The 22819-nt window shown below is 47.4% G+C and carries 19 protein-coding genes; 14 read left to right on the forward strand and 5 right to left on the reverse strand.

Going from position 1 to position 22819, the window contains the following annotated elements:
• Positions 1-14 precede the first annotated feature (14 nt).
• The 3 genes from NC981_RS18490 to NC981_RS18500 form a co-directional block, all read right to left on the reverse strand.
• Positions 15-1166: a glycosyltransferase family 4 protein gene (locus NC981_RS18490; protein WP_348244293.1), complete on the reverse strand. Its 1152-nt coding sequence runs from the start codon at positions 1164-1166 to the stop codon at positions 15-17.
• A gap of 18 nt (positions 1167-1184) precedes the next feature.
• Positions 1185-2435 carry a glycosyltransferase gene (locus NC981_RS18495; protein WP_348244294.1) on the reverse strand — a complete coding sequence of 417 codons (1251 nt, stop codon included), beginning with the start codon at positions 2433-2435 and terminating at the stop codon, positions 1185-1187.
• A 391-nt stretch (positions 2436-2826) separates the two neighbouring features.
• Positions 2827-3990, reverse strand: a complete 1164-nt coding sequence (locus tag NC981_RS18500; protein WP_348244295.1) for a polysaccharide biosynthesis/export family protein — start codon at positions 3988-3990, stop codon at positions 2827-2829.
• Positions 3991-4273: 283 nt separating this feature from the next.
• On the opposite strand from NC981_RS18500, the gene NC981_RS18505 reads away from it, so the two are divergent.
• The 9 genes from NC981_RS18505 to NC981_RS18545 all read left to right on the forward strand — a co-directional run bounded on the left by NC981_RS18505 (position 4274) and on the right by NC981_RS18545 (position 15647).
• Entirely contained in the window at positions 4274-6547 is a 2274-nt protein-coding gene (locus tag NC981_RS18505) for a polysaccharide biosynthesis tyrosine autokinase (RefSeq protein WP_348244296.1), read from the forward strand.
• 22 nt (positions 6548-6569) lie between these two features.
• A complete protein-coding gene (locus tag NC981_RS18510) occupies positions 6570-7232 on the forward strand; it encodes a class I SAM-dependent methyltransferase (protein ID WP_348244297.1) in 663 nt (220 codons plus the stop codon).
• Between the two features lie 21 nt (positions 7233-7253).
• Positions 7254-8621 (forward strand): hypothetical protein, encoded by a 1368-nt coding sequence (locus NC981_RS18515; RefSeq protein ID WP_348244298.1) that lies wholly within the window; start codon positions 7254-7256, stop codon positions 8619-8621.
• Positions 8618-9781 carry a glycosyltransferase family 4 protein gene (locus tag NC981_RS18520; RefSeq protein ID WP_348244299.1) on the forward strand — a complete coding sequence of 388 codons (1164 nt, stop codon included), beginning with the start codon at positions 8618-8620 and terminating at the stop codon, positions 9779-9781. The genes NC981_RS18515 and NC981_RS18520 overlap by 4 nt, the downstream gene beginning before the upstream one ends.
• Before the next feature lie 64 nt (positions 9782-9845).
• The gene (locus tag NC981_RS18525) at positions 9846-11012 is read left to right on the forward strand and encodes a glycosyltransferase family 4 protein (RefSeq protein WP_348244300.1); all 1167 of its coding nucleotides are present in this window, start codon (positions 9846-9848) and stop codon (positions 11010-11012) included.
• Positions 11009-12181 carry a glycosyltransferase family 1 protein gene (locus NC981_RS18530; RefSeq protein WP_348244301.1) on the forward strand — a complete coding sequence of 391 codons (1173 nt, stop codon included), beginning with the start codon at positions 11009-11011 and terminating at the stop codon, positions 12179-12181. The genes NC981_RS18525 and NC981_RS18530 overlap by 4 nt, the downstream gene beginning before the upstream one ends.
• A 503-nt stretch (positions 12182-12684) precedes the next feature.
• Complete coding sequence (locus tag NC981_RS18535) at positions 12685-13362, forward strand: methyltransferase domain-containing protein (protein WP_348244302.1); 678 nt, start codon at positions 12685-12687, stop codon at positions 13360-13362.
• A 177-nt stretch (positions 13363-13539) separates the two neighbouring features.
• Complete coding sequence (locus NC981_RS18540) at positions 13540-14121, forward strand: acyltransferase (protein ID WP_348244303.1); 582 nt, start codon at positions 13540-13542, stop codon at positions 14119-14121.
• Complete coding sequence (locus tag NC981_RS18545) at positions 14118-15647, forward strand: lipopolysaccharide biosynthesis protein (protein ID WP_348244304.1); 1530 nt, start codon at positions 14118-14120, stop codon at positions 15645-15647. The genes NC981_RS18540 and NC981_RS18545 overlap by 4 nt, the downstream gene beginning before the upstream one ends.
• Before the next feature lie 87 nt (positions 15648-15734).
• On the opposite strand, the gene NC981_RS18550 is transcribed toward NC981_RS18545, so the two are convergent.
• Positions 15735-16703, reverse strand: a complete 969-nt coding sequence (locus tag NC981_RS18550; protein WP_348244305.1) for a glycosyltransferase — start codon at positions 16701-16703, stop codon at positions 15735-15737.
• Between the two features lie 264 nt (positions 16704-16967).
• Here NC981_RS18550 and NC981_RS18555 point away from each other — a divergent pair, with 264 nt between their 5' ends.
• The 5 genes from NC981_RS18555 (at position 16968) to NC981_RS18575 (ending at position 22480) form a co-directional block, all read left to right on the forward strand.
• Positions 16968-17870, forward strand: a complete 903-nt coding sequence (locus NC981_RS18555; RefSeq protein WP_348244306.1) for a class I SAM-dependent methyltransferase — start codon at positions 16968-16970, stop codon at positions 17868-17870.
• An 85-nt stretch (positions 17871-17955) separates the two neighbouring features.
• Entirely contained in the window at positions 17956-19122 is a 1167-nt protein-coding gene (locus NC981_RS18560; protein ID WP_348244307.1) for a glycosyltransferase family 4 protein, read from the forward strand.
• Positions 19123-19244: 122 nt separating this feature from the next.
• On the forward strand, positions 19245-20171 hold the full coding sequence (locus NC981_RS18565) for an FkbM family methyltransferase (RefSeq protein WP_348244308.1): 927 nt from the start codon (positions 19245-19247) through the stop codon (positions 20169-20171).
• Between the two features lie 3 nt (positions 20172-20174).
• Positions 20175-21278, forward strand: coding sequence for a glycosyltransferase family 1 protein (locus tag NC981_RS18570; protein ID WP_348244309.1), 1104 nt, complete (start codon positions 20175-20177; stop codon positions 21276-21278).
• On the forward strand, positions 21275-22480 hold the full coding sequence (locus NC981_RS18575; protein WP_348244310.1) for a glycosyltransferase: 1206 nt from the start codon (positions 21275-21277) through the stop codon (positions 22478-22480). Before NC981_RS18570 ends, NC981_RS18575 begins: the two co-directional genes overlap by 4 nt.
• Here the strand turns inward: NC981_RS18575 and NC981_RS18580 are convergent.
• Positions 22466-22666, reverse strand: coding sequence for a hypothetical protein (locus tag NC981_RS18580; RefSeq protein ID WP_348244311.1), 201 nt, complete (start codon positions 22664-22666; stop codon positions 22466-22468). The two genes, NC981_RS18575 and NC981_RS18580, sit on opposite strands and share 15 nt — an antisense overlap.
• Positions 22667-22819 lie beyond the last annotated feature (153 nt).

Consider the following 22819-nt stretch of genomic DNA (forward strand, 5'->3'; position numbering starts at 1 on the left):
GCTTTACCATAAAATCAGCGAGTCGTTAGCTTTGGTGTTTGTACCGGAGCTTCAAGTGAAAGCTCTAGGCTGAGAATTTTACATAGCTTACTTAATTGTTGTGCTGGATCACAAAGCGCGACTGCTCGATCGACACAACCTTGCGACAGCCGATCGCGCTCTGTTGCGTCCGTCATTAATCGCTTTAGAACTTGAGCGATCGCGCTTGGATCTCCCGCAGGTACTAAACACCCACAAGTATCATTCACAATTTCTGGTGCAGCCCCGATCGCAGTTGTAACAATAGGCAGTCCAGCATACAGTGCTTCAATAAAAGCAATCCCGAACGGCTCTCCTCCACTATTCGGTTGACAATGAATATCAGCAGCAGCTAACAAGTTTGGTACATCCGATCGCTGACCTAGAAACTTCACGCGACCATCAATCCCTAATGCTTTTGCTTCCGCCTGAAGCGAAGCTAGATAAGCTTTTTCATGCGAACGCTGTGCTCCTCCCACAATCCACGTCTCCCAGTTTGGCACATCTTTAAGTTGTCCCAATGCTGACAGCAACAATCGATGCCCCTTCCAAGGTTCTAAACGGCAAGCCTGAATCATCACAACTTGATCATCGGGGGTCTGAAACTGCGATCGCACCGATCGCCGCAATGAAGCTTGATCCGGATCAGCCGAATTTAAAACCGGATGATAGAGTAAGCAGCTAGGAGACGATGGATAAAGAAGCTTGAGCGTCGATCTAGTGAAATCACTATTCGCAATCACTAGATGCGGAACTGTTCTTTTAGCCCATTGCTCTAACCATCCACGACCCGATACCGTATCATGAGCAGAAAATACTAGCGGCAGTTTCTGTGCTTTCACCACTGCTCCAAAGATTGCCTGTACCCAGCAAGCATGAGCAATCACCACATCGAAATGCCCTTGCCGCAAGAGTGCTTTTAGTCGCGATCTCGCTGCCCACACTGTCCAAGGCTTGCGAACTTTCACCGCCCCCAGCTCATGCACGATCGCGCCTGCCTGCTGAAGCTCACTCATCAATCGCCCCGAAAAGCACAGCCCGAATTCATGCTGCATTTGTGGCATTAGTGTTTGAGTCTTGGCTAATGTCACTAAATAGGTCTCAATCCCTCCAAATAAATTTCCAGCATACAAATGCAGAATTTTCATCACCTATTCTCTCTTCATCTAAACCAAAATTGGCTGTACCACTCCTTGATGAATTGCCCGCTGATAGATTCGTAAACTTTCTTCCGCCATCAACACTTGGTCAAACTGCTGCGATCGGGTTTGAGCCGCGATCGCAAACTTACCACGCAGATGTGGCTCTCGCAGCAATCGATTCGCAGCATTCGCCAGTGCGTCGGGATCATTCACTGGCACGGTTAATCCCTCAACTTCATGACGGCTCACCCAAGTGACTCCACTATCCGGAATTGCTGCATTGATCACAGGACAAGCACTCGCCATTGCTTCCACTTGCACCAAGCCAAATGCTTCGCTCCGAGCATTCGACGGAAACCATAAAGCGGTCGCAGCACGATAAGCTCCAATCAGTTCATCCTGGCTGACATGCCGCTGAAACACCACACGATCGCTTACGCTACAGTCGATTGCATGTTGCCGCAGGGACTCAGCAAGCTCTCCTTTGCCCACAATGATCAAAGTTCCGGAAACTTTTTGCAAGGCTGAAATTGCAATGTGCAGCGCTTTATAGTAAACCAATCGTCCTACACAAAGCCAAATTGGGCCTGGATAGGTAGCTCTAAGCTTTCTCTCATACGCGATCGCAGCCGCACTCGGTTGTCGATAGACCGACAAATCAACTCCTAATGGCAACACTTCAACGCGCTCTTGGTACGGACGCAAAAAAGCTGATCCTGCTAAATAGCTCGGATTTGTGACCAGAACTCGCGCTGCACGTTCATATACATAGTTTAATAAGGGATTTACAACATGCTTAAGGACTTGCTGCTTCACAATATCACTGTGATGCGTCACCACAAGCGGCACAGAAGAATTTGCTAGCGCCCAATGCAATGCCATTGCCGGATTGGGTGCGTGTAAATGAGCAATATCATAGGAAAAATCCTTTCTGCTGAAGTGCTGAGAAAAGGCAGTAAACAAATCAAACCGTGCTACTGTTCCCAATCGCCCTAAGCGAATCACGCGAACATTGCGATCGACTTCTTCGATGGTAGTCGTTCGGCTCGTTTCTTGACCTGTTTGATCACATGCATTCACACAGACAACATCCACTTTTGCGCCTAATCCAGCTTGTGAAGTTGCCAATGCTCTAACATGAGTTTCGATTCCTCCAGGCTGGGGTGGATAGTATTTTGATAAGTGACAAATCCGAAGTGGAGCACTTGAATCACGTTCTACAGCGCGAATAGAATGGGACGATACAAGGTGATCTGAGGTTGGCAAGTAAGACATGGCAAGAATAGCAGTGTCACAATGTAGGCAACAGGCAAATTGCAAAAAATAGAGCAATGCAACACAGAAGCAGCAAGGCGGCGGCTGTAGAGACAATGCAGCTTGGTAGATGCTTGAACTCCAGTGATTGGATTGTACTGAGTGTCTTTTCTTTTGAAGCTACGTAAATGTGCGGTTATTTCAACTGCTTGCCGAAAAATCGCTCAAAATTCTAGTTGTTTCTCACAGTGTGCTGATCAAGCTCAACCACTGCCCTATCAATTCAGCGTCTGAACTGAGTAGAAGCATTGAGAACTGGGTAGGCATATTGCAAAGCAACGATCGCACAAACGATCACGTAAAAAACCCCGATCTTTTAAGTCGGAGTTTTTTAGCTCAGTAGAACCCGCTATTAGTTCCCTAATAAAAGCCGTAATAGTCCAAATGCTCCCGTAATCGGGCTAACAACCGCACCTAACAAATCAGACACCTTCGCGGTCGCACTGCGATTGACCACAATGACATCATTTTGACGAATCGCCGGATTAGAAGCCTCGTCTAATCCTCTTGTCACATCAAACTTGAACTCTCGCCGATCGACTTTCCCGTCCGGCATCAATCGAACTAGCTCGACCTTTGCTCGATTTCCTCGCCCTGGATTGATTCCTCCGGCAGCTAAAACAGCTTGCATGAGTGTAGAATTCGGACGCACTGCCACTCCTCCGGGTCGCATCACCTCACCAACAACATTCACCTGAATCTGCTCTGGTGAGAAATTGCTCATGGCTATACTGCTCACCTCGGTTGGATCAAGTTTAGTTGCAGTTGGAACAAAAATCGTATCGCCGTCTTTTAGCGGTACATCCTGCGCCAGTTCACCCGCTTGCAAATACTTCCACAAATTGATCTTGATTGTTTCTTGTGAACCATCGACTTGAGGGCGACGGACTTCGATCTCCCGAATGTTTGCCATCTGAGCAATTCCACCTGCGGTCTGAATCGCTTTAGAAACGGTGGGCCATTGGCTTCCCCCTTCAAAAGAACTCCGCTGCGCCAAACTGGACTGTGTGATTTCGCTGCCGATCGTGTTCACAATATAAGACCCCGGACGATTCACAGCCCCAATGATGCCAATCTTCAAAGGACGAGGTGCCAGCAAACTGACCGTAATCACCGGATTTTGCACAAATTTCTTGTAGCGCTCCTTCAGTTGTTCGGTTGCTTGAGCAATCGTTAATCCCTGTACCGAAACGCCACCAACCCAGGGCAAATTCAACGCGCCATCCAGCAAAACCGTATATCGCGGCTCAAAGGTCAACTCAGGGATATCAAACATTTCCACCCGCATCAGATCGCCTGCACCCAGCTTATAGCTGCTATCGACAGGTACGGCAACTGTCGCAGCAGTCGGCGCAGGCTGCACTCCCGGAGGAACAGGCGACGATTGCAACACAGGCAGCGGCATCGATCGGGCAGTCGGTATCGGAGACTGTGCCAGTGCTGCAAACGGTTGGACTGCGGTTGCCGTGAGCGCAAGACAAACGCGGGACATCAAGCGATTGAGAGCTTCATTCATAATGCAGTCACATCAACGAAGTAAGAAAGAATCAGGGGAGGCTGACTTACAGTAAGCGATCGTGTCCGACTCACACTCTGTAATATCCCTAGATTCTCCGTAATTCCAAGGGAGCAGGTTCAGTACTCTTACGGACTCTCAAAGCAAAACGGTATGAAATACTGGGCGCAACTTGATCAATACTAGGCGCAACTTGATCATAGTGTGATGTGTCAGCAGATGTGCGCGGGTGGCATCACGGATTACCCTTTCTAGGTTGCATGAGTAAAAATCCTTAAGTTGCATGAGTAAGAATCCCTTGTCGAAGTTGTATCAATCTGATCTGAGCCAAGAAACGGGGAACTCCCTGCACTTTCTCAGCTTTAAAGGCACTGATAATCGCCCTGAACTCGATTTGAAAAAAGTCTGGGACGTAGTGCGGCGACGTAAAGTATTTGTTGGGACGGTGGCGCTGATATTGTTCAGTACAACGATGGCGTGGGCAGTCACCCGTAAGCCCATTTACATGAGTACGTTTAGATTATTAATTGAACCGACAAAGTCAAGTCCGGGACAACAATTCGGAACGCCTTTAGGAGAGCAGAGTTCGGGCATTAACTATACAACCTTAATGCAAGTGCTCAGAAGCGCACAGATACTTGAACCTGCGTTAACTTCACTGAAAAAAGACCATCCTTCGCTGACACCGGATCAACTTCTGGGTAATCTCTCGCTCACACGTCTGAAAGACACCGAGATTCTTGAGGTGAGTTATCTGGATAACGATGCAACTCAAGGATTATTTGTAGCTCAAAAGCTGTCCGAAATCTATCTTCAATATGGGGAACAACTGCGAAGCCGCAATTTGCAGCAAGGCGTTAAGTTTGTTGAGAAACAACTGCCTAATCTCTATGATCGTGTGAACCAGATCCAGGGAAGACTTGAGTCGTTTCGGGAACAAAACAACCTTGTCAATCCTGAAGATCGCGCAGGCTACTTAATTAAGCTCAGTGGAGAGATCGAGTCAGAGCAGAAAGGGACTCAAGCGAAGTTATTTGAGTTAAGAGCACTATATACTACCCTGAGAAAGCAAGTAGGCAATAGTCCTGAAATCGCGATCGCGTCCTCTGCTCTCAGTGAATCAAAGACATTCCAGGGCTTGCGCGAACAGCTTCAGCAGATAGAGACACAGCTCTCAATTAATGTAGAACGGCTCACTCCCGATGCTCCACCAGTACAAGCTTTAATGAAGCGGCGAGAGGGCATTTTAGCGCAGATGGAGCGAGAAGCGAAGCGCACCCTCAGTACGACTGGCATGACTCAAGCTCAAGGAAACTTAAGCGGAGCGCTGATCGAACTGAATCGTCAACTGGTGACCGTGAGTAATGAAATTAAAGCATTAGAGGCGAGGAATGTTTCTCTAGTGAGAACGGCTGAACAGCTTCAAGCCAGCCTGAGAACGGTTCCTGCGCTCGTGCGTCAGAATGTCGATTTACAGCGAGAACTGAAAGTCGCCAACGATAGTCTCGATCGCTTTCTCGCCAGTCGTGAGAGTCTGCAAATCGAAGCCGCACAAAATACTCAGCCTTGGCAAATTATTGCTGCCCCGAGTCAACGCCCCGCCCCGATTTTCCCATCGATTCCGCAAAGTGCAGGTTTAGGACTGGTGGGGAGTCTATTTCTCGCGGTGCTTACGGCATTACTGGTAGACAAGCTCGATGATGTGTTGTACTCAGCAGATGATCTAAAGCAGGATACAAAATTCCCGCTGTTGAGCGTAATTCCCTTCTACAAAAACTTGGGCGAACTCAGCTTGCCTGCGATGACATCGCTGCGAAACTTGCCTGCGTCGATCGAAGCTTCAACTCACCCTGCTCAAACCTTCTCGATCGATTTAAGCGAAGATGCTGCAATTTTCCGAGAAGCCTTTCGGAGTTTAAGCCTCAGCTTATCAATGTCGAACTTGCAGGCTCCATTGCATTCGGTCGTCGTTGCTTCAGCATTGGCAAGTGATGGGAAATCTACGGTTGCGTTAAATATGGGCTTGGCAGCCGCAACGATGGGACAGCGGGTTTTGATTGTCGACGCGGATTTGTACCGCTCCAAAATTCACACTTATGCAAAAGTTCCGAACGAACAGGGGTTAAGCCAATGCTTAACTTCAGATATCTCGGTGCATCAATTGATTCAACCCTCGCCGATCGAGCAAAATCTGTTTGTTTTGACGGCTGGAACTGCTCAGAGCGATGCAAGTCGCCTGCTTTCTTCCGCGCGGATGAAACAGATGATGGAGGAACTCAAGGAACATTACGACTTGATTATTTATGATGCTCCACCCGTTTTGGGGTTTTCGGACAGCTTGATTCTCGCTGGTCAAACCGATGGCAGTGTGCTGGTTGTGGGGTTAGGAAATACGGGACGAACGGCATTGATCGAAGCATTACGAGGCTTGCAACTGTCTGGTAATCCAGTGTTAGGAGTCGTCGCGAACTGCCTCAAGCCAGGAACGCACATTGCCCATAAATATCATGAATACGTCCGACGCAACTACAACACAGCAGCCGTCGAGACAGCTTGATTCTTCACCAGAGGTTTGTACCATGAGGAACACGATTACCCGCGCAGAACAGAGTTTAGGGATTAGTAATGTCGCGATTTATCAAATGGTTGCACGAGCCTTGGCAGATTGTCCACACAGCTCTGTTCTGTTAGATGTGGGATGTGGAGCTGGAAACCTAAAGCCGTTTGTCTTAAAGTTCTGCGATCGCTATGTTGGGATCGATGCGGTTCGATATGAAGGATTCCCCGCAGGCACAGAGTTTATCGCTCAGAACCTGGATGAACCGATGGCTCAGCTTGAGGGCGGTTTTGCCGATGTAGTCGTGTCAGTTGAAACGATCGAGCATTTGGAAAATCCGCGCGCTTTCTATCGTGAACTGGTACGGCTGACTAAGCCAGGCGGACATATCATTGTGACGACCCCGAATCAGTTGAGTTTGCTGAGCAAACTCACGTTGGTGTTGAAGGATCAGTTTAACGCCTTTCAAGAAGCTCCGGGACTTTATCCGGCTCACATTACGGCGCTGCTCGAAATTGATCTTAGGCGGATTGCACAAGAGTGTGGTTTAACAGACATCCGGGTGGAATACAGCGATCGCGGACGAATTCTATTTACGTCTCGGAACTATCCAGCGAGTTCAATGTTTCGAGGTCGTTTGTTTAGCGATAACTTGTTGTGTATAGCAAGAAGACCAGTGTTCTAATTCCCTGTCTCTATCAATCTCATGCAATCTCCTCAATCTGTCCGAGTTCCTGCTTGGCGCGTTCGATTGCCACAGTTCTCATGGCTGCATGGCTTTATATTCATTCAATTTCTGCTACAAACTCTGCTGCTCTTTCCTGAAATTTCACAGTTTAGAATTGTGATGCGAGTTGGAGCGTTTGCACTGAGCTTGGGGTTATTATGGAAAGTTCCGAAAACCGGCATCAAACATCCAGCCAAACCTTGGGCGATCGTCATTCTTTGCATCATGGCGTTGCAGTTATTTTGGCACCCCTATCTCAGTAGTCTGACTGCGGGAGTCGCACAATGTCTGATGTATCTCGCGATTCTTGCACCACTGTTTTGGGTGACTCGCCTCGAACTGAACGATCGTGATTTTCGCTGGTTGATCTATCTGATGTGGGGATTTCACACGGCGAGTTCAATTGTAGGGGTACTACAAATTTATTATCCTGAAACGGTTCGGTTTGCGGTTTCTTCAGTGGTAACCGAAGGCGCATTTGAAGGAGAGCAGTTAAAAATTATTTTGGCAAATGGAACGGCGATCTTCCGTCCCTCTGGACTCAGCGATGTTCCAGGGGGTGCAGCTTCTTCTGGTTTCTATGCGCTACTGCTTGGAACCGGAATCGCTCTGCAAGAACGCAATCTACTCTTTCGCTTATTTGCCATTGCAAGTGTTGGAGCTGGCTTATTTTGTATCTATCTTTCACAGGTACGCTCTACACTGATTATGTCGCTGCTTTGCTTACTGGTGATTGCTCTTGTCTTGATTCAACTCAAACGAGTTTGGCAGGTGATATCGATGGTTGGTACGGCGATCGTGGTTGCGATCGCAACCACAAGCTGGGCAATGACGATCGGGGGGAACATGACAGCTGATCGCTTTCTCTCACTGATTGCAGAGTCTCCCGACACCGTTGTTTATCAAAGTCGTGGTCACTTTTTAGAAGCTACGATTACCGAACTGCTGCCTCAGTTTCCTCTCGGCGCAGGCTTGGGACGCTGGGGAATGATCAATAGCTACTTTGGCGATAACCTTAATCCGATCACTCAGCCGCTGTGGGTTGAGATTCAGTGGACAGGTTGGTTGCTCGATGGTGGCATTCCCTTGATTATTGCTTATTCAGGAGCATTGATTGCTGCCTGCTTTGGAGTTTGGCAAGTCGTTAGCAACCGACAGTCCTCGCTGCAATTGTGGGGGGCAATTATCCTTGCGTACAACATCGGTGCGGTCGCCCTAACCTTTAACTATCCTATATTTATCAGTCAGAGTGGCATGGAATTCTGGTTACTTAATGCCACTCTGTTTGTGGCAGCGCAGAACAGCCATCGACAACACATTGTTGTTTCAAATTTGGCAAGAAGATGAAACTGTTTCTGTTAGTGACAGGCGACTTGGTGAAAACGGGGGGAATGGATCGCGCAAACTATGCTTTAGTCGATTATCTCGTTCGACAGGGCACGGAAGTTCACGTCGTCTCCCATCGTGTGGAGCCGAACCTACAATGCTACGAAAACTTGATATGGCATCGCGTACCAAAGGTGGCAAAATCGTACTTTCTCAGCGAATTTTTGCTCGATCGCGTGGGACGATTTTGGGCGCATCGGATTACGCAGCGAGGCGGACGAGTGCTAGTCAATGGAGGAAACTGTGACTGGGACGATGTGAACTGGGTGCATTATGTTCATGCCGCTTATCGTCCAGAATCAAAGGTCAATGTGCTGCAAAAAGCAAAGATTGCAGCAACTCACGCCTATTTTCGTCACTCAGAAAAACGCCGCTTGCAGCGAGCGCAACTTGTCATCGCCGACTCAGAGCGAACCAAAGCCGACGTGATTCAGAATGGATTGGTTACTCCTGAGAAAGTGCGATCGATCTACTATGGCATTGACCCCACCACGTTCTATCCTGCAACGGCTGGAGAAGCACGATCGCTACGTCAGCAGTTGGGCTTGCCATTGGATTGCCCAATCGTAGTGTTTGTTGGTGCATTAGGAGATCGGCGCAAGGGGTTTGATGTATTGTTTGAAGCATGGCAGCAATTATGCCAAAATTCAGCCTGGAATGCTCAATTGCTTGTGATTGGCGGCGGTGCTGAGTTGCCGAGCTGGAAGCAGCGCCTTGTGGAAGCGGGATTGGTCGATCGTATCAAGTTTCTTGGGTTTCGCGCTGATGTTCCAGATCTACTGAGAGCTTCAGATTGTTTAGTGGCACCTACTCGGTATGAAGCGTATGGTTTAGGGGTGCATGAAGCATTATGTTGTGGAATTCCGGCGATCGTTACGGCAACGGCGGGAGTTGCAGAGCGATATCCAAACGAGTTAAGACCGTTATTGTTATCCGATGCAAATGATATGGCTCAATTGATCGATGTACTGTATCATTGGCAGAGTCATCAACGGGTGTATCAGCAGTTGGTGCAGAAGCAAGTTTCTTATTTACTACGGAGTGGAACTTGGGATGCGATGGCACAGCAGATTATTGATGTGATCAATGATTCAGCTCATTGTGCACTTGTTTCTGTCTAACTTCGCTAAGTTTGAACTTCTGTTCAGTCGATCGCAATTCCAGAATTTTGGGAAAGCCTAACCTATGACCAAAAAGATTGTCTTAGTTATGACATCGCCACCGATTCCTTTCGGCAAAGCCGATAGCCATTGGTACTATGTCTTACTCAAAGAACTGGTTGATCGAGGTCATCAAGTTTCCGCTTTTGTTGCGTGTGAAACGCCGCAAGAGATTGAGCGGACTCAAGCCCTATTTCCTGGCTATGATCTGCAATGTTATCTTTTCCGTCCGCCTCAAGGACTACTGGGAAAATGGCAAAGCTTCCGTCGTCCTTACTCTTATATGTTTGATTTAGCATTTCGCCAAGCTTTAACAAAGCGTTTAGCTGAGCCGTATGATGTTTTACAGCTAGAGGGGCTTTGGAGCGGATGGTTAGGACTAGATCAGCCAGAAAAAACAGTTGTTAGCGTACATTATCTATTTTGTGAAGATGGTACTTTTGAATCGTCTGCATGGAAGACAAAGCTTCAAGGGTGGATTAGTTATAGTGCAGAACGATATCTATTGAAGTCGTTGCCGCGATTTATTACGCTTTCAGATCGATTAGCCGATCGCATTCATCAGATTCACCCAGATGCAATTACGCATATCATTCCACTAGGATTTGATCTTTCACACTCGCCTTTCAATGAGGACAGGCCACAAGAGAGCCCGCCAATCGTCGGCTTAATTGGGAACTTCGGTTGGAAGCCGACCCATTCAGCAGCAGAGCGGCTTTTGACGCGCTTATGGACAGAGATTAAAGCACAAGTACCAAGCGCTCGACTTCAAATCGTTGGCCGAGCCGCTAAAACACGGTTTGCTGCTTTTGAAAGTCTGCCTGACTTGTCGATCCATCAGGATGTAGCGAATATTGCGCCTTACTTTCAGCAGATAGATGTTTTGCTTTATGCTCCGACTGCCGGAAGCGGCATGAAAGTGAAAGTGCTTGAATCTTTTGCGTTTGGAACCTCTGTGGTCACAACTCCCGAAGGAGTCGAGGGCTTACCTGCCAAAGATGGAATTCATGCTGGAATTGCGATCGACGATCGTGGACTGATTGAAAGAACGGTTGCGCTTCTCAACGATCCGATGCGTCGAGAAACTCAGCGTCACAATGCTCGACAGCTTCTAGAACAAGTCTGTAGCCCAACCGTGACAGTGACGCAGGTTGAGCAGGTTTATGATGCGATCATCGAGGCAAATTCATGAAGGTTGGATTTAATGCGCGGCTATTAACAGCCCCGACCTTGCGCGGCTGGAATCGTTATACCGCAAATCTATTAGCAGAATTAGCCCAGCTAGATGTTCAGTTAGTTCTGTACAGCGATCGTCCGATTCATCCTGCTCATCTAGAGCGCTTGCCGCAATCTGCTTACCAGGTGCGGCTTTCTCCCGCTATGCGCTATCTGCAATGGGAGCAAGTCTGGTTGCCTCAGCAATGCTCGAAGGATCAAATCGATGTGCTGCATTGTCCAATGAACTTTGGATTACCTGCTTTTAATTCATGCCCTCAAGTGTTAACGCTGCATGATGCGATCGATCAGGTTTATTATGCAAAACACCTGTCTTTGTTCCAACGTTTCAGCTTCGCTTATCGGCAAAGTCAGCTTTATCACTGGATTGCAAGAACTCGATCGACGCACATCATTACGGTGAGTGAGTTCTCTAAACGTGATTTAGTCGAGCATCTCAAGATTCCAGCCTCTAAGGTGAGCGTGATTTATGAGGCGGCAGATGATCATTTTTATCGATCGATTGCGGATGCAGTGCGATCGCAGTATCAATTAGCATCACCGTATGTGTTTTATGTCGGTGGTTTGGAGCAGCGCAAAAACATTCCCTTTTTGGTCAAAGCATTTGCTGAGGCGAACTTACAAGGCGTTGATTTAGTGCTTGCAGGAGGTCAAGTTCAAGATCAAAACCAGCTTCGTCTGCTTGCGGAGTCTTTAGGGATTGCTGAGCGCATTCGATTTCTAGGATGGGTCGATGATCGAGATTTGCCTGAGCTGTATGCGGGTGCGCTCTGCTTTGTGTATGCCAGTGAGTACGAAGGGTTCGGATTACAACTGTGTGAAGCAATGGCAGTCGGATGCCCAATCTTAGCAGCACAAGCGACTTGTCTACCTGAAGTATTAGGAGAAGGAGGCATCTTATTTAGTCTGGAGAACACACAAGAATTGTCGAACTGTCTGCGATACATCAACGCTGATCCGGAGTATCGATCGAGCTTAGGACAGCGAGCAAAGTTGCGATCGCAGCATTTTAGCTGGCAGCAGACTGCTCAAGCAACACTTCAGGTTTATGAGCGTGCTTTGGGTCGATCGACCAAATCGCAAGCATTTAAGCGTACAGCATCCCTCGCTAATCCAGACTGCTAAACAAGTAGGATGATCAAGATCGACTCATAAAATCAGTTTTCAGCTTATTTTCAGAGAATAGTCAGTAGTTTTGCGGAATGACCTGCTGCAAGTCCTAAGAAGTCGTAATCTTACGGACGACTTTTCACGGACTTACTGATTGAATGAACTGGAATTTGAGTCAGTAATCCTGCTGAGAAGCGGCTTTAAGCGCAGTTCATAATACTATGTCTGTCGCTCTAGCTAGTATCTTGTAAGTCTTGCTCAAAGCTCAAGCTCTGTCAGAGTATCTTCTGTGGATCTTCCGTTTCCTTAAGTACAAGAACTTTCAAGTTACCAGAATTCGCAGATATGCGATGAAGCTATACTTTTTCGGCAGCGATCGCATAACTCTTCCTAAGCCACTGATAGCTAAGGATGCGACCAAATGCTATCAAAGAGCAAATTCAAAAGAGCAAATTTACATCGCCTGTATCCCTGCGATCAAGCCAATCACACCCATAAACCAGATGAAGGAATTTCTGATGAGCAACTCTACAATCAGTCCGATTAACTCTGATTTAGCTTACGCAAACTATTGGAAGCGTAAGGAACTACTGACAAATTCACCTCATTTTCCAACAAAGCATTGGTGGGCAGACTCCTCCTTCTCCGAAATTGAGCAAATCATTTTTGATCGCATTAAGGCTAAATCCACAATTCTAGATGTTGGCGCTGGCGATCTACGAATTCAGCAGAAGTTTTATCGCGCAGGATTTCAAGGCGTTTATCATACTCAAGATATTGGGCAAGAGTTTACTTACACCTATTCAACTTTGGAAGAAATTGATCAGAAGTATGAAGCAGTGCTTTGTTTTGACACAATTGAACATTTAGAGTTACGTCCAGGGTTGGCACTTCTTCACCAATTGATTGATCGAGTAGAGACAGGTGGACTACTTGTAATTCAGACCCCGAATGCACGATGTATCTCTAATCCATTAAGCTGGGACATGACTCATCTGCATTGCTACAGCATTCATGATCTATGGGCTTATCTAACTTCGTTCGGGCTGAAAGTAGAAGGATACCGCGTGATCTTTGGAAAGCCCAGCAGAAATTTGATTGAAAAGTTTTCTAGCTTAGCCTCTCGACTGATGATCACTCGCTTGCTTGGACACGATTACGCTGCAAACATCGTTCTGATCGCTCAGAAGCTTTAGCAATACATTGCAGACTTATCAGTCTAGGCATCGAGAGTAAGAGATATAACTGAGGAATTGTCAGTCGTGGAAGCAAGTTTTATTCATAAAATTCTAAGTATTAATCTTCCTGCTGAGCTTCGTCTCAATCGGCGAATTTTTAGTAGAGGAAAATTTATCTGTCGAGGACGAATTCAATTGTCCTTAGCGAAAGATGCTTCAATCACAACTCCTAAGGGCACTTGCTATGTTGGCATAACTCATTTTGGCAATGCTACACCTAGAAATTCGGTTACAGTCGTTGTTTGTGCTTCTCAATCAACTTTGGCATTAGATGGAGAAGTTTGCATTGGGCGGGGGACTATCTTATCTGTGGCAGCTAAATCTAATTTAGGCATTGGTGAAGGGACGTATATTGCTGATGGTAGCCGTATTTATGCAAGTACTTCTATTCAAATTGGGAGAAGATGCGCGATCTCCTTTGGTGTAACTATTTTGGACGATGATGGTCATGGATTTGGCCTACCTCCATACACAGCGCCAATTTGTATCGAAGATAATGTTTGGATTGGCTGTAATGCCACAATTCTTAAGGGTGTGACGATCGGCGAGGGTTCAGTTGTTGCAGCAGGTGCCGTTGTGACCCGCTCTTGTCCCCCTCACTCGCTTCTCGCTGGCGTTCCTGCACGAGTAATCCGTGAGGGAGTAGTGTGGACAGATGCGGAGCGATTACATGAAGCAGCACTAGGTGCTGCCCAGAAAGGAGTTGATCAACTATGAGCCGGACACAGCGCTCTGCTGTCAATTATGCTTCATCATTACTGCTGCAAGCGATTACCTTAGCAACCGGAATTCTTAGTACTCCCTTAATCTTAAATTGGCTGGGTGACGATCGCTTTGGGGCACTCCGCTCTGCTGGTGATTGGCTCGGTCATCTGAAAATTTTAGAATTAGGACTGGGCGGATCATTGTTGCCTGTGCTTGCGATCGCAGTTGCTCAAGGAAATCGCGCTCAGGTTGAATTGACCGTTGCAGTTGGAATTCGAGCCTACTGCAAAGTCTTACTTCTGATGCTGGGAGCCGCCGTTATGCTTAGTTTTGCACTTTTGCATCTCGTCCCAGTTCAGCCATCCTTAGCGCTTGACCTACAAGCGGCTTATTGGATCGGAGTATTGGGTTCCTTTTTACTTCCTTTGACTCCCTTTCGCTTGTTAACCGAAGCATCGCAGCGCAGTGATATTGTCAACCTCTCTTTTGTTCTACAGAGCTTAATCATTACGGGTGCTTCTCTATATCTAGCAGCGCAAGGAATGGGAATGGCTGGGCAAGCCTTCGCAGTAATAATCGGTGTCATCGTTGCAACAATCTTAATCAGTTGGAAAAGCATACGTCAGTATCCAAGCGCTCTGAGGATAGTGTTTTCTGCTCCTACTGAAGCAATGCAGCCCATTCGCAAGCAACTTCAAAAGTTAAGCATTCCGACGCTGCTTTACAGCCTATCTGGACAAATTGGTTTATTCACTGACAATCTTGTCATTGCCTATTTTTTAGGGCCTGCAAGCGTGGTTCCATTTGTGATGACTCAGCGGCTGTTTGCGATCGCCCAATCACAGGTACAGAGTGTTGGAAATGCAACTTGGTCAGGGCTAGCTGACTTATATGCGAAAGGTGAACTGGGTCAATTCAATCTTCGACTTGTTCAGTTAACAAAATTAGTCGTTACATCCGGCTTGATGCTGATGATCCCGATTCTGCTATACAATCCGCAGTTTGTGCAACTTTGGGTTGGCTCAGAGCGATTTGCAGGGATGGGAGTCAGTACCCTTGCCGCAATCAACGCTGTAACGATGGGAGTGTTATCCCTTTGGGGTTGGTGCTTCTCAGGAACAGGAAATATAGCGAGGATTGCTAGAATGTCCATGTTTGCCAGTCTTCTCAATATCTCAGTCAGCCTACTTGCGACTCCTGCTTTGAAATTGACCGGGCCGCTGTTAGGAACATTTGTCTCCTTTTTCGGGCTGTATCTCTGGGGAATGCTTTATCACCTCAAACACCAGTTTGGCTCATCACCTCGCGCCCTACTTGCTGCGATCGTGCACCCTTGTCTTTTAGCAGCGCTGTATGTTCCTGAAGTAGCCTGGTTTGCTCACTCTTATCCTCCCAAAAGCTGGATCGAGCTTGGTGCCTCAATGGTGTTTACAGCAGTTATTTTCTTGATGCTGGCTTGGTTTACCCTGCTCAAACCAGAAGAACGGTATCAATGGCGTAAGAGAGTTATGCAGCTATCTCCATTGCCGCATTTGTAACCCTCTCTAGCACTGTGACCTCTCTAACACTGTGACCTCTCTAACACTGTGAAAAGCATTCACGGTTTGTATCTCTAATTCGTTAAATTAGAGATTCGATCGTAATTCTCGCGCCTGAAGTCCGGCTTTCCATCCTGCAATCCTTTGTTTCCAAGCGGATTGTAGGATTCTGAGTTCTTGATGTGGGTTTCGGTACAGTTGAATGGCTCGTAAACTTGCAATCAGCCCAGGTGCATTCACAGAACCGATTAAAAACAGATAGATAAGCCGCCAAAACTGCAAATATGCAGGGCTGTGTTTTGCAAGAATAAAAGATTGGTTGTAGCAAGCATTAAACACTTTTACCTGTAAATCTCCATCCCTTCCACCGCAATAAGCTTTATTCGTTGGATAGTGAGCTACTACATTGGCAAAATCAAACAGAACGCGGTATCCCCTCGCTTTAACCTGAAGACAAGCATCGAGTTCGAATTGTTGCCAGTAGGGTTTTAGTGCAGGTTCAAATCGATCCAATGCAGTTCGTCTGAGGCTCATGTTATAGCCGACTAGATGATCACAGTCGATCGCCTCACGCACTGTCCAAGCCTCAATTTGGTCATACATATTGCCGTAACTCTTGCCATACCACGTTAATCGACCAATCGGTTCAACCGATCGCTTCGGAAAACTGGAACAGTCGGGATAATGATTGTTCGCCGAGCCGCCCACCGCACCCACTGTGGCATCCGTATAGAACGACAAATGACGAGCAACCCAAGTCTCAGGCGCAATTACATCATCATCACACAACAGAATGATGTCTGAGGATGCAGCTTCTAAGGCTAAATTTTCTGCGCTCACAACTCCTGCTTCAGCACAGTGCAGTACTCGCAACACATAAGGTAGCGAGGATACAAGCGATTGAGCCACATTACGAGTTGGCGTGTCGTCTGCCTGCCAAACCACAATCACTTCATCCGGAAGTTGAGTTTGAGTCGCTAGACTGAGCAAGCACCGTCTCAGATGCTCAGGGCGACGAAAGCTGGGAATAAGAACACTAGAAGTGAAAGAGAGCATAGATATTGTCTACAATTTCGTTTGAATTCTGACTGATAAGGGCAAGAGAGGAGCCCGTAATTCTGCTTTATTTTTATGCGATCGTCGATTAAGTTCCGTGATTCTACGCTAGGTGAGATTGCATAAACATTGCATAGTTCTACTGACTGAAACTGCGATCTCACTACCTTCAAAGATTGATTGCTGCTCAAATCTCGGTGCTTGTAATGATCGGTTTTAGTCATTCCATTTAATCATACCGTTCTCCGCTGTCGAGGTGTGACGATGCCCTGTACTGCTCCAGCTTTCGTTTCTCTGTCCCAATGCGCGATTTGTGGGAATGAACATCTGACTCCTGTGAATCAAGAACATTTTGATATGCAGTATCAAACCAACGAGGTAATTGTCGCTTACGATCGTCAAACTTTTTGGTTAAATCAATGTTCACAGTGCGGCTTTATTCAACCTGAGGGCTTACCTGAGCCTTCAAATTTCTTTGACTGTCTCTACTCAAAGAGTCCCACGGATGAAGCGATGGCAGCACACTACGCTTGGCCCTACAAAGACTGGATTTTTCAGAGTATTTTGAGCGATTTGGGCAACCGTTTACCGCATGAGCGACGTACCTTACTCGATGTTGGGACAAATGTTGGGCGGATGCTCTTTTTCGCAAAGCAGGCGAGATGGGCAGTAGAAGCGATTGAACTGAATGCGGATGTGGCAAGATTCGCGGCAGAACAGACGGGTGTGACCGTTCATGCGATGAATGCCTATCAATTAGCACAAACAAATCGTCGTTATGATGCCATTACTTTAACGGATGTTTTAGAACATATTCCTGATCCAGTGACAATTCTCTCAGAGCTAAAAGAACTGCTTTCTCCCGGAGGCTGGATTGCCGTCAAGGTTCCGTGCGGGATCAATCAACTGAGAAAAGAGCAACTTCGACACGCGATCGGTCAAGCTCCTGATGCCGCGATCGCAACGAATCTGGTTCACGTGAATCATTTCAATCCAAAATCACTGAAGATGGCACTAACTCGTGCTGGGTTTGAAGCAGTGTCTTTGCAAATTGGTGTCCCAGAAATACCACCGATGTGGTCGTCCGGTGCGATTCTATCTCGTTTATTTAGAACTTCAGTTTACGTAGCTGGAGATTGCTGCCCGGAGGAGTGCATACGCCGTTAGCGCTCAATTTGCAGGCTTATGCTCGTCGCGCAGATTAAGGGGTAAATTTGCTCGTGCTGTTCATTAATTCAGACATTGAATAACCATGAAGTCTTCTCCGCGCAGGCTCTTAACTATCGGGCACTCGTACATTGTTCCGCTGAATCGCCGTCTTGCCAATGAAATGTCTCGTGTGGCAAAAGCGGACTGGGACATTACGATCGTGGCACCCTCGACACTCAAAGGGGATTTGCGTCCTCTGACACTCGAAACCGATTTGCACGACCGCGCAGGAGTCGAAGGAGTTCCGGTTTTGTTTGATCGAGTGCCACAGTTAAAACTTTATCGCGATCGCCTGAGGGAAATTTTGCAGCAGGGTTGGGATTTAGTGCATTGCTGGGAGGAGCCTTACGTCTTGTCAGGTGGACAAATTGCGCGGCAGGCTCCTCCCAAGACTCCTTTAGTTTACTTTACGGCTCAAAACAACTCCAAATGCTATCCGCCGCCGTTTAACTGGATAGAAACTCAGACTATGCAGCGATCGTCGGGCTGGATTGCACCGGGTCAAACGGTTGTGGCTGCATTAAAACATCGGCAAGGCTACGATCGACCCATGCGAATCATTCCGCATGGAGTCGATGTCGAGCATTTCTTTCCGGCTCCTGAGATGCAGCAAAGCATTCGGCACCGCTTGGAATGGGATCAAATGAATGCTCCGATCGTTGGATTTTTGGGGCGATTTGTTCCAGAAAAAGGGCTGACGATGTTGATGCGGGTGCTGGATCAGGTTGCTCAACCTTGGAGAGCTTTGTTTGTCGGCACAGGAGCAATGGAAGCAGAATTGCGATCGTGGGCAGAACGCTATGGCGATCGCGTTCGCATCTGTACAACCGTCACTCATGATCAAGTGCCACAGTACCTCAACGCAATGGATATCCTTTGTGCGCCAAGTCAGACAACGCGAAAATGGCGCGAACAATTTGGGCGAATGCTAATTGAGGCGTTTGCCTGTGGAATTCCGGTAATCGGCAGTGATAGCGGTGAGATTCCTTATGTAATTGAGAATGCGGGACTTGTGCTCGGAGAGAAAGATGAACAGGCATGGATTCAAGCCATTTCGATGTTGTTAGATAATCCGACACAAAGGGCGGCACTGGCTGAACGAGGACTCGATCGCGCCCATTCTGTTTATCAATGGTCAGTTGTTGCAAGACAGCATTTAGAGTTTTTTGACTCAATTTTAGGGGAAAAGCAAGTGAAGCAATACACTTAGTCCAACTTTCGGTAACTGATAAGACGAGGAAGTAAAAGCTGATTACTGCTTTGAGTGCACGTCACAAGCAAGCTATTCGGCTTCTATTTGTATACAGCTCAATCTTCAGGAGAAGCCCAACAATGTTGAAATCCAACCTTCGCAACTCGATCGCAGCAACCTTCAGGGCTTTACCTTACTTTCGGGGTAAGTATCGTTTAGCCCCAGCATTACTGCCTTTGATGACGGATTATCAAAATGAGCAGGATTGTTTAGTCGATATCAAACTGCGGGACGGCAGCTTGATGCGGATCGATCTGCGAAGCTTTACGGAACAAAGAGCCTTCTTTGCGGGGGATTATGATGGTGGGTTGCTGAAGCGCTTTGCCTCAATTCTGAATTCAGATAGTGTTGTGTTAGATGTGGGCGCAAATGTCGGGTTTTACGCGATCGCACTCGGTCGGAGACTACAACAGCTTGGAGGCGGCAAGCTCTGGTCAATTGAGCCTGTTCCAACAAATTACGATCGTCTGCTCTACAATACGCAGCTCAATCATCTAGAAGATATCGTGTTTCCGCTACAATCTGCGCTCGGAAACCATACAGGCACAATTCCTCTGCACTTAGGGAAAGGGACTGGCAATCTAGCAACTACGGGCAATGCTTTTATCTGCCAAGGCAACACTGCAACAGAAATCGCGCCAAATTGCTTTGCGCCCATTACAACTCTAGATGCGTTGGCTCAAACTCATAATATTACAAGCTGCACTTTCATCAAGGTTGACATTGAAGGAGCGGAACTTGACTTTCTTCAAGGCGGTCAGGAGTTTCTGGCTCGTTGTAGACCAATAATCTATGGAGAGTTTAGCCCGTATTGGTGTCAGGAGTTTGGCTACTCTTTCTTGGATGTCGCGACACTGTTCTCAGAGTGGAATTATTGCTTTTATCAACAAGTCGGACGCGATCGCTTTGTTCAAGTTAAAGCGATTACTCCAGGGCTACATGATGTTTTACTTGTTCCCCAAGAAACGAGTGCAGAGATTTTAGCCAAGCTCGGAGCGTCTAATTAAGTCATGCGTGCAGCTCTGATTTTCGACTATCCGGAGGAACAATGGCACAGTATGGATCTCTGCGCTCAAATGTTGTTGAACCATTGGCGCAGCGATCGTACTTGGCAACTCGATCGCGTTTGTCCCTCGTTTCGGCATCGTCTGACACGCTTTCCCAAGTTTGGAAGCCGTAGAGTTGCGTTTAATAGCGATCGCTTACTCAATCGCTTCTGGGACTATCCGAATTACATCAAGCGCATGGCCACGAAATTCGATGTGTTTCATGTGTGCGATCATACTTATGCTCAATTAGTGCATGAACTTCCTGCACATCGAACAGGAGTGTACTGTCATGATATTGATGCGTTTCGATCGGTCGTTGAACCTGAACGAGAACCGCGCCCTCGCTGGTATCGGGCGATGTCGCAACGGATTTTAGACGGATTGCAGAAAGCTGCGATCGTCTTTTATTCGACTCAGTCGGTTCGACAACAGATCGAACAGTATCAATTGGTCGATCCTGCTCGCTTAGTTCATGCACCTTATGGAATTTCATCTGAGTTTTCGGTTGATGTAGATGTTGCTGTACCTGTAAAAGCTCCGTTCGTTCTGCACGTTGGAAGCTGTATTCCGCGTAAACGGATTGATGTCTTATTGAATGTGTTTGCTGAGTTAAGCCAGTTGCATCCTGAACTACGTCTGGTAAAAGCCAGTGGAGATTGGACAAGTGAGCAACAGCAGCAACTCGATCGTTTAAACATTCGCTCTAAAATCATTCACCTGCACAATCTTCCAACTGCGACGATCGCAGCTTTGTATCGTCGGGCTGAAGCGGTGTTGATTCCTAGTGAAGCAGAAGGGTTTGGGCTGCCCTTGATCGAATCGCTGGCTTGTGGTGCGATTACGATCGCCAGTGACTTGCCCGTACTGCGCGAAGTGGCTGGAGAGGCAGCAATGTACTGCCCGGTGGCAGACATTTCAGCTTGGGTGAAAACGATTGGTGGGGTGCTGGATGATCCGAGACAGGCACCAGAGCCAGCACTGCGCCTCACTCAAGCCAGTCAATATTCTTGGCAGGCGCATACTCAAGCAATTACTCAAGCTTATTGGCAACTAGGAACACGATGAAGCTACTGTTTTTTAATCATGTCGGGTTTATTGGTGGTGCAGAGCGAATTTTGCTTGATGTACTGGCATCGATTCGATCGCATTGCCCAGAAATTGAAATTATCCTGATCGCAGGTTCTGCGGGTGCTCTAATCGATGCGGCAACTGATCTCGGCGTTAACGTGATCTATTTGCCCATGCCCGCTTCAATGTCTCAGTTAGGCGATAGCCATCTTAAAGGCGACTGGAAGCCCTTGAAAACACTCAAGACTTTAACGCAAGTTGCTGGCTCTGCTAATGCCCTGCTCCGCTACTTACGAAGATTGCGACAAACAATTCAGACTATTGAACCGGATCTGATTCACTCAAACGGCGTAAAAGCCCATGCTTTATTGAGTTTGCTCGGTCGGCTTAATTGTCCGGTGGTTTGGCATATCCAAGACTTCTACAGTACACGCCCAATTATGGCAAAGGTCTTGAGAACATTAAGCCGATCGACCACCAGCGCGATCGCGCTGTCTGATGCGGTAAAACGCGATGCCAACACTGTGATTGCACCGGTGCCGATTGATGTGATTTATCCGGCGGTGAATCACCACTATTTCCGAGAAGAAAGTGTGCGATCGCACGTGTTACGAATTGGTTTAGTTGCGACGTTTGCGCGCTGGAAAGGACACGATATCTTTCTGCAAGCAGCAGCACAAGTCATGTCAGAACTCAAAGATGTGTCGATTCAGTTTCAAATCGTGGGTGCGCCAATCTACAATACTCAGGGCTCACAGTTTTCGCTGGCAGAACTTCAAAGCCGTGTTGCTCAACTCGGTTTAGATCAGGTTGTTAGGTTTGTTGGCTTTCAATCAGATACAGCTTCGATCTATAACCATCTTGATATCGTTGTTCATGCGAGTACGCAACCAGAGCCGTTTGGATTAGTCATTGCTGAAGCAATGGCGTTTGGCAAGGCTGTAATCATTGCGAATGCGGGCGGAGCAGCGGAACTGGTGACAGATCAGCATGATGCGATCGCACTCCCGCCCGGAGATGTGAATGCTCTAGCGCAAGCATTGATCCACTTGATTCAGAATCCGCAAAAACGGCAGCAGCTTGGACAGAATGCTAGACAAACTGCGATCGCACGATTTAACAGTGATCGGATTGGTGCAGCGCTCTTGCAGGTTTATCGCGATTGTGGATGCGTCGATCGGAGCCTAGAAAAGGTCTGATGAAGTATGGAGCGTGAAGTGTAATTCATCAACGCCGAAGTGTTCTAGCCCGATCGTCAGCAAAAAAGACTCAGCCGCGGCTCTCAAGGATTCAATCACAACTCTTAAAGACTCAGCCGCGACTCTCAAAGATTCAAGCGCGACTTCTAAAGACTCAGCCGTGACTTCCGAAAGCTGAACGCCCACTATCAAAGACTCAGAGGAGAAATGCACAACTGCGACGATCGCGCTTGATCAAATTTCTTCCTTTCCTCAAAGTCCCCCACGAGTGGGGGATTTAGGGGGCACGCATCCGCTCTCAATTGCAAGCCCAAAAAAACATGGAGCAAGCAAAACGCC

Origin of the sequence: Leptolyngbya sp. DQ-M1, from assembly GCF_039962505.1 — a bacterium.
Lineage (GTDB): Bacteria > Cyanobacteriota > Cyanobacteriia > Leptolyngbyales > Leptolyngbyaceae > Leptolyngbya.

Excerpts from the sequence above, each read along its gene's own strand:
- NC981_RS18520 (WP_348244299.1), top strand. The coding sequence starts at position 8,618 with ATGAAACTGTTTCTGTTAGTGACAGGCGACTTGGTGAAAACGGGGGGA.
- NC981_RS18510 (WP_348244297.1), top strand. The coding sequence starts at position 6,570 with ATGAGGAACACGATTACCCGCGCAGAACAGAGTTTAGGGATTAGTAAT.
- NC981_RS18515 (WP_348244298.1), top strand. The coding sequence starts at position 7,254 with ATGCAATCTCCTCAATCTGTCCGAGTTCCTGCTTGGCGCGTTCGATTG.
- NC981_RS18535 (WP_348244302.1), top strand. The coding sequence starts at position 12,685 with ATGAGCAACTCTACAATCAGTCCGATTAACTCTGATTTAGCTTACGCA.
- NC981_RS18500 (WP_348244295.1), bottom strand. The coding sequence starts at position 3,990 with ATGAATGAAGCTCTCAATCGCTTGATGTCCCGCGTTTGTCTTGCGCTC.
- NC981_RS18560 (WP_348244307.1), top strand. The coding sequence starts at position 17,956 with ATGAAGTCTTCTCCGCGCAGGCTCTTAACTATCGGGCACTCGTACATT.
- NC981_RS18550 (WP_348244305.1), bottom strand. The coding sequence starts at position 16,703 with ATGCTCTCTTTCACTTCTAGTGTTCTTATTCCCAGCTTTCGTCGCCCT.
- NC981_RS18495 (WP_348244294.1), bottom strand. The coding sequence starts at position 2,435 with ATGTCTTACTTGCCAACCTCAGATCACCTTGTATCGTCCCATTCTATT.
- NC981_RS18575 (WP_348244310.1), top strand. The coding sequence starts at position 21,275 with ATGAAGCTACTGTTTTTTAATCATGTCGGGTTTATTGGTGGTGCAGAG.
- NC981_RS18490 (WP_348244293.1), bottom strand. The coding sequence starts at position 1,166 with ATGAAAATTCTGCATTTGTATGCTGGAAATTTATTTGGAGGGATTGAG.
- NC981_RS18530 (WP_348244301.1), top strand. The coding sequence starts at position 11,009 with ATGAAGGTTGGATTTAATGCGCGGCTATTAACAGCCCCGACCTTGCGC.
- NC981_RS18525 (WP_348244300.1), top strand. The coding sequence starts at position 9,846 with ATGACCAAAAAGATTGTCTTAGTTATGACATCGCCACCGATTCCTTTC.
- NC981_RS18570 (WP_348244309.1), top strand. The coding sequence starts at position 20,175 with ATGCGTGCAGCTCTGATTTTCGACTATCCGGAGGAACAATGGCACAGT.
- NC981_RS18555 (WP_348244306.1), top strand. The coding sequence starts at position 16,968 with ATGCCCTGTACTGCTCCAGCTTTCGTTTCTCTGTCCCAATGCGCGATT.
- NC981_RS18545 (WP_348244304.1), top strand. The coding sequence starts at position 14,118 with ATGAGCCGGACACAGCGCTCTGCTGTCAATTATGCTTCATCATTACTG.
- NC981_RS18505 (WP_348244296.1), top strand. The coding sequence starts at position 4,274 with ATGAGTAAGAATCCCTTGTCGAAGTTGTATCAATCTGATCTGAGCCAA.
- NC981_RS18565 (WP_348244308.1), top strand. The coding sequence starts at position 19,245 with ATGTTGAAATCCAACCTTCGCAACTCGATCGCAGCAACCTTCAGGGCT.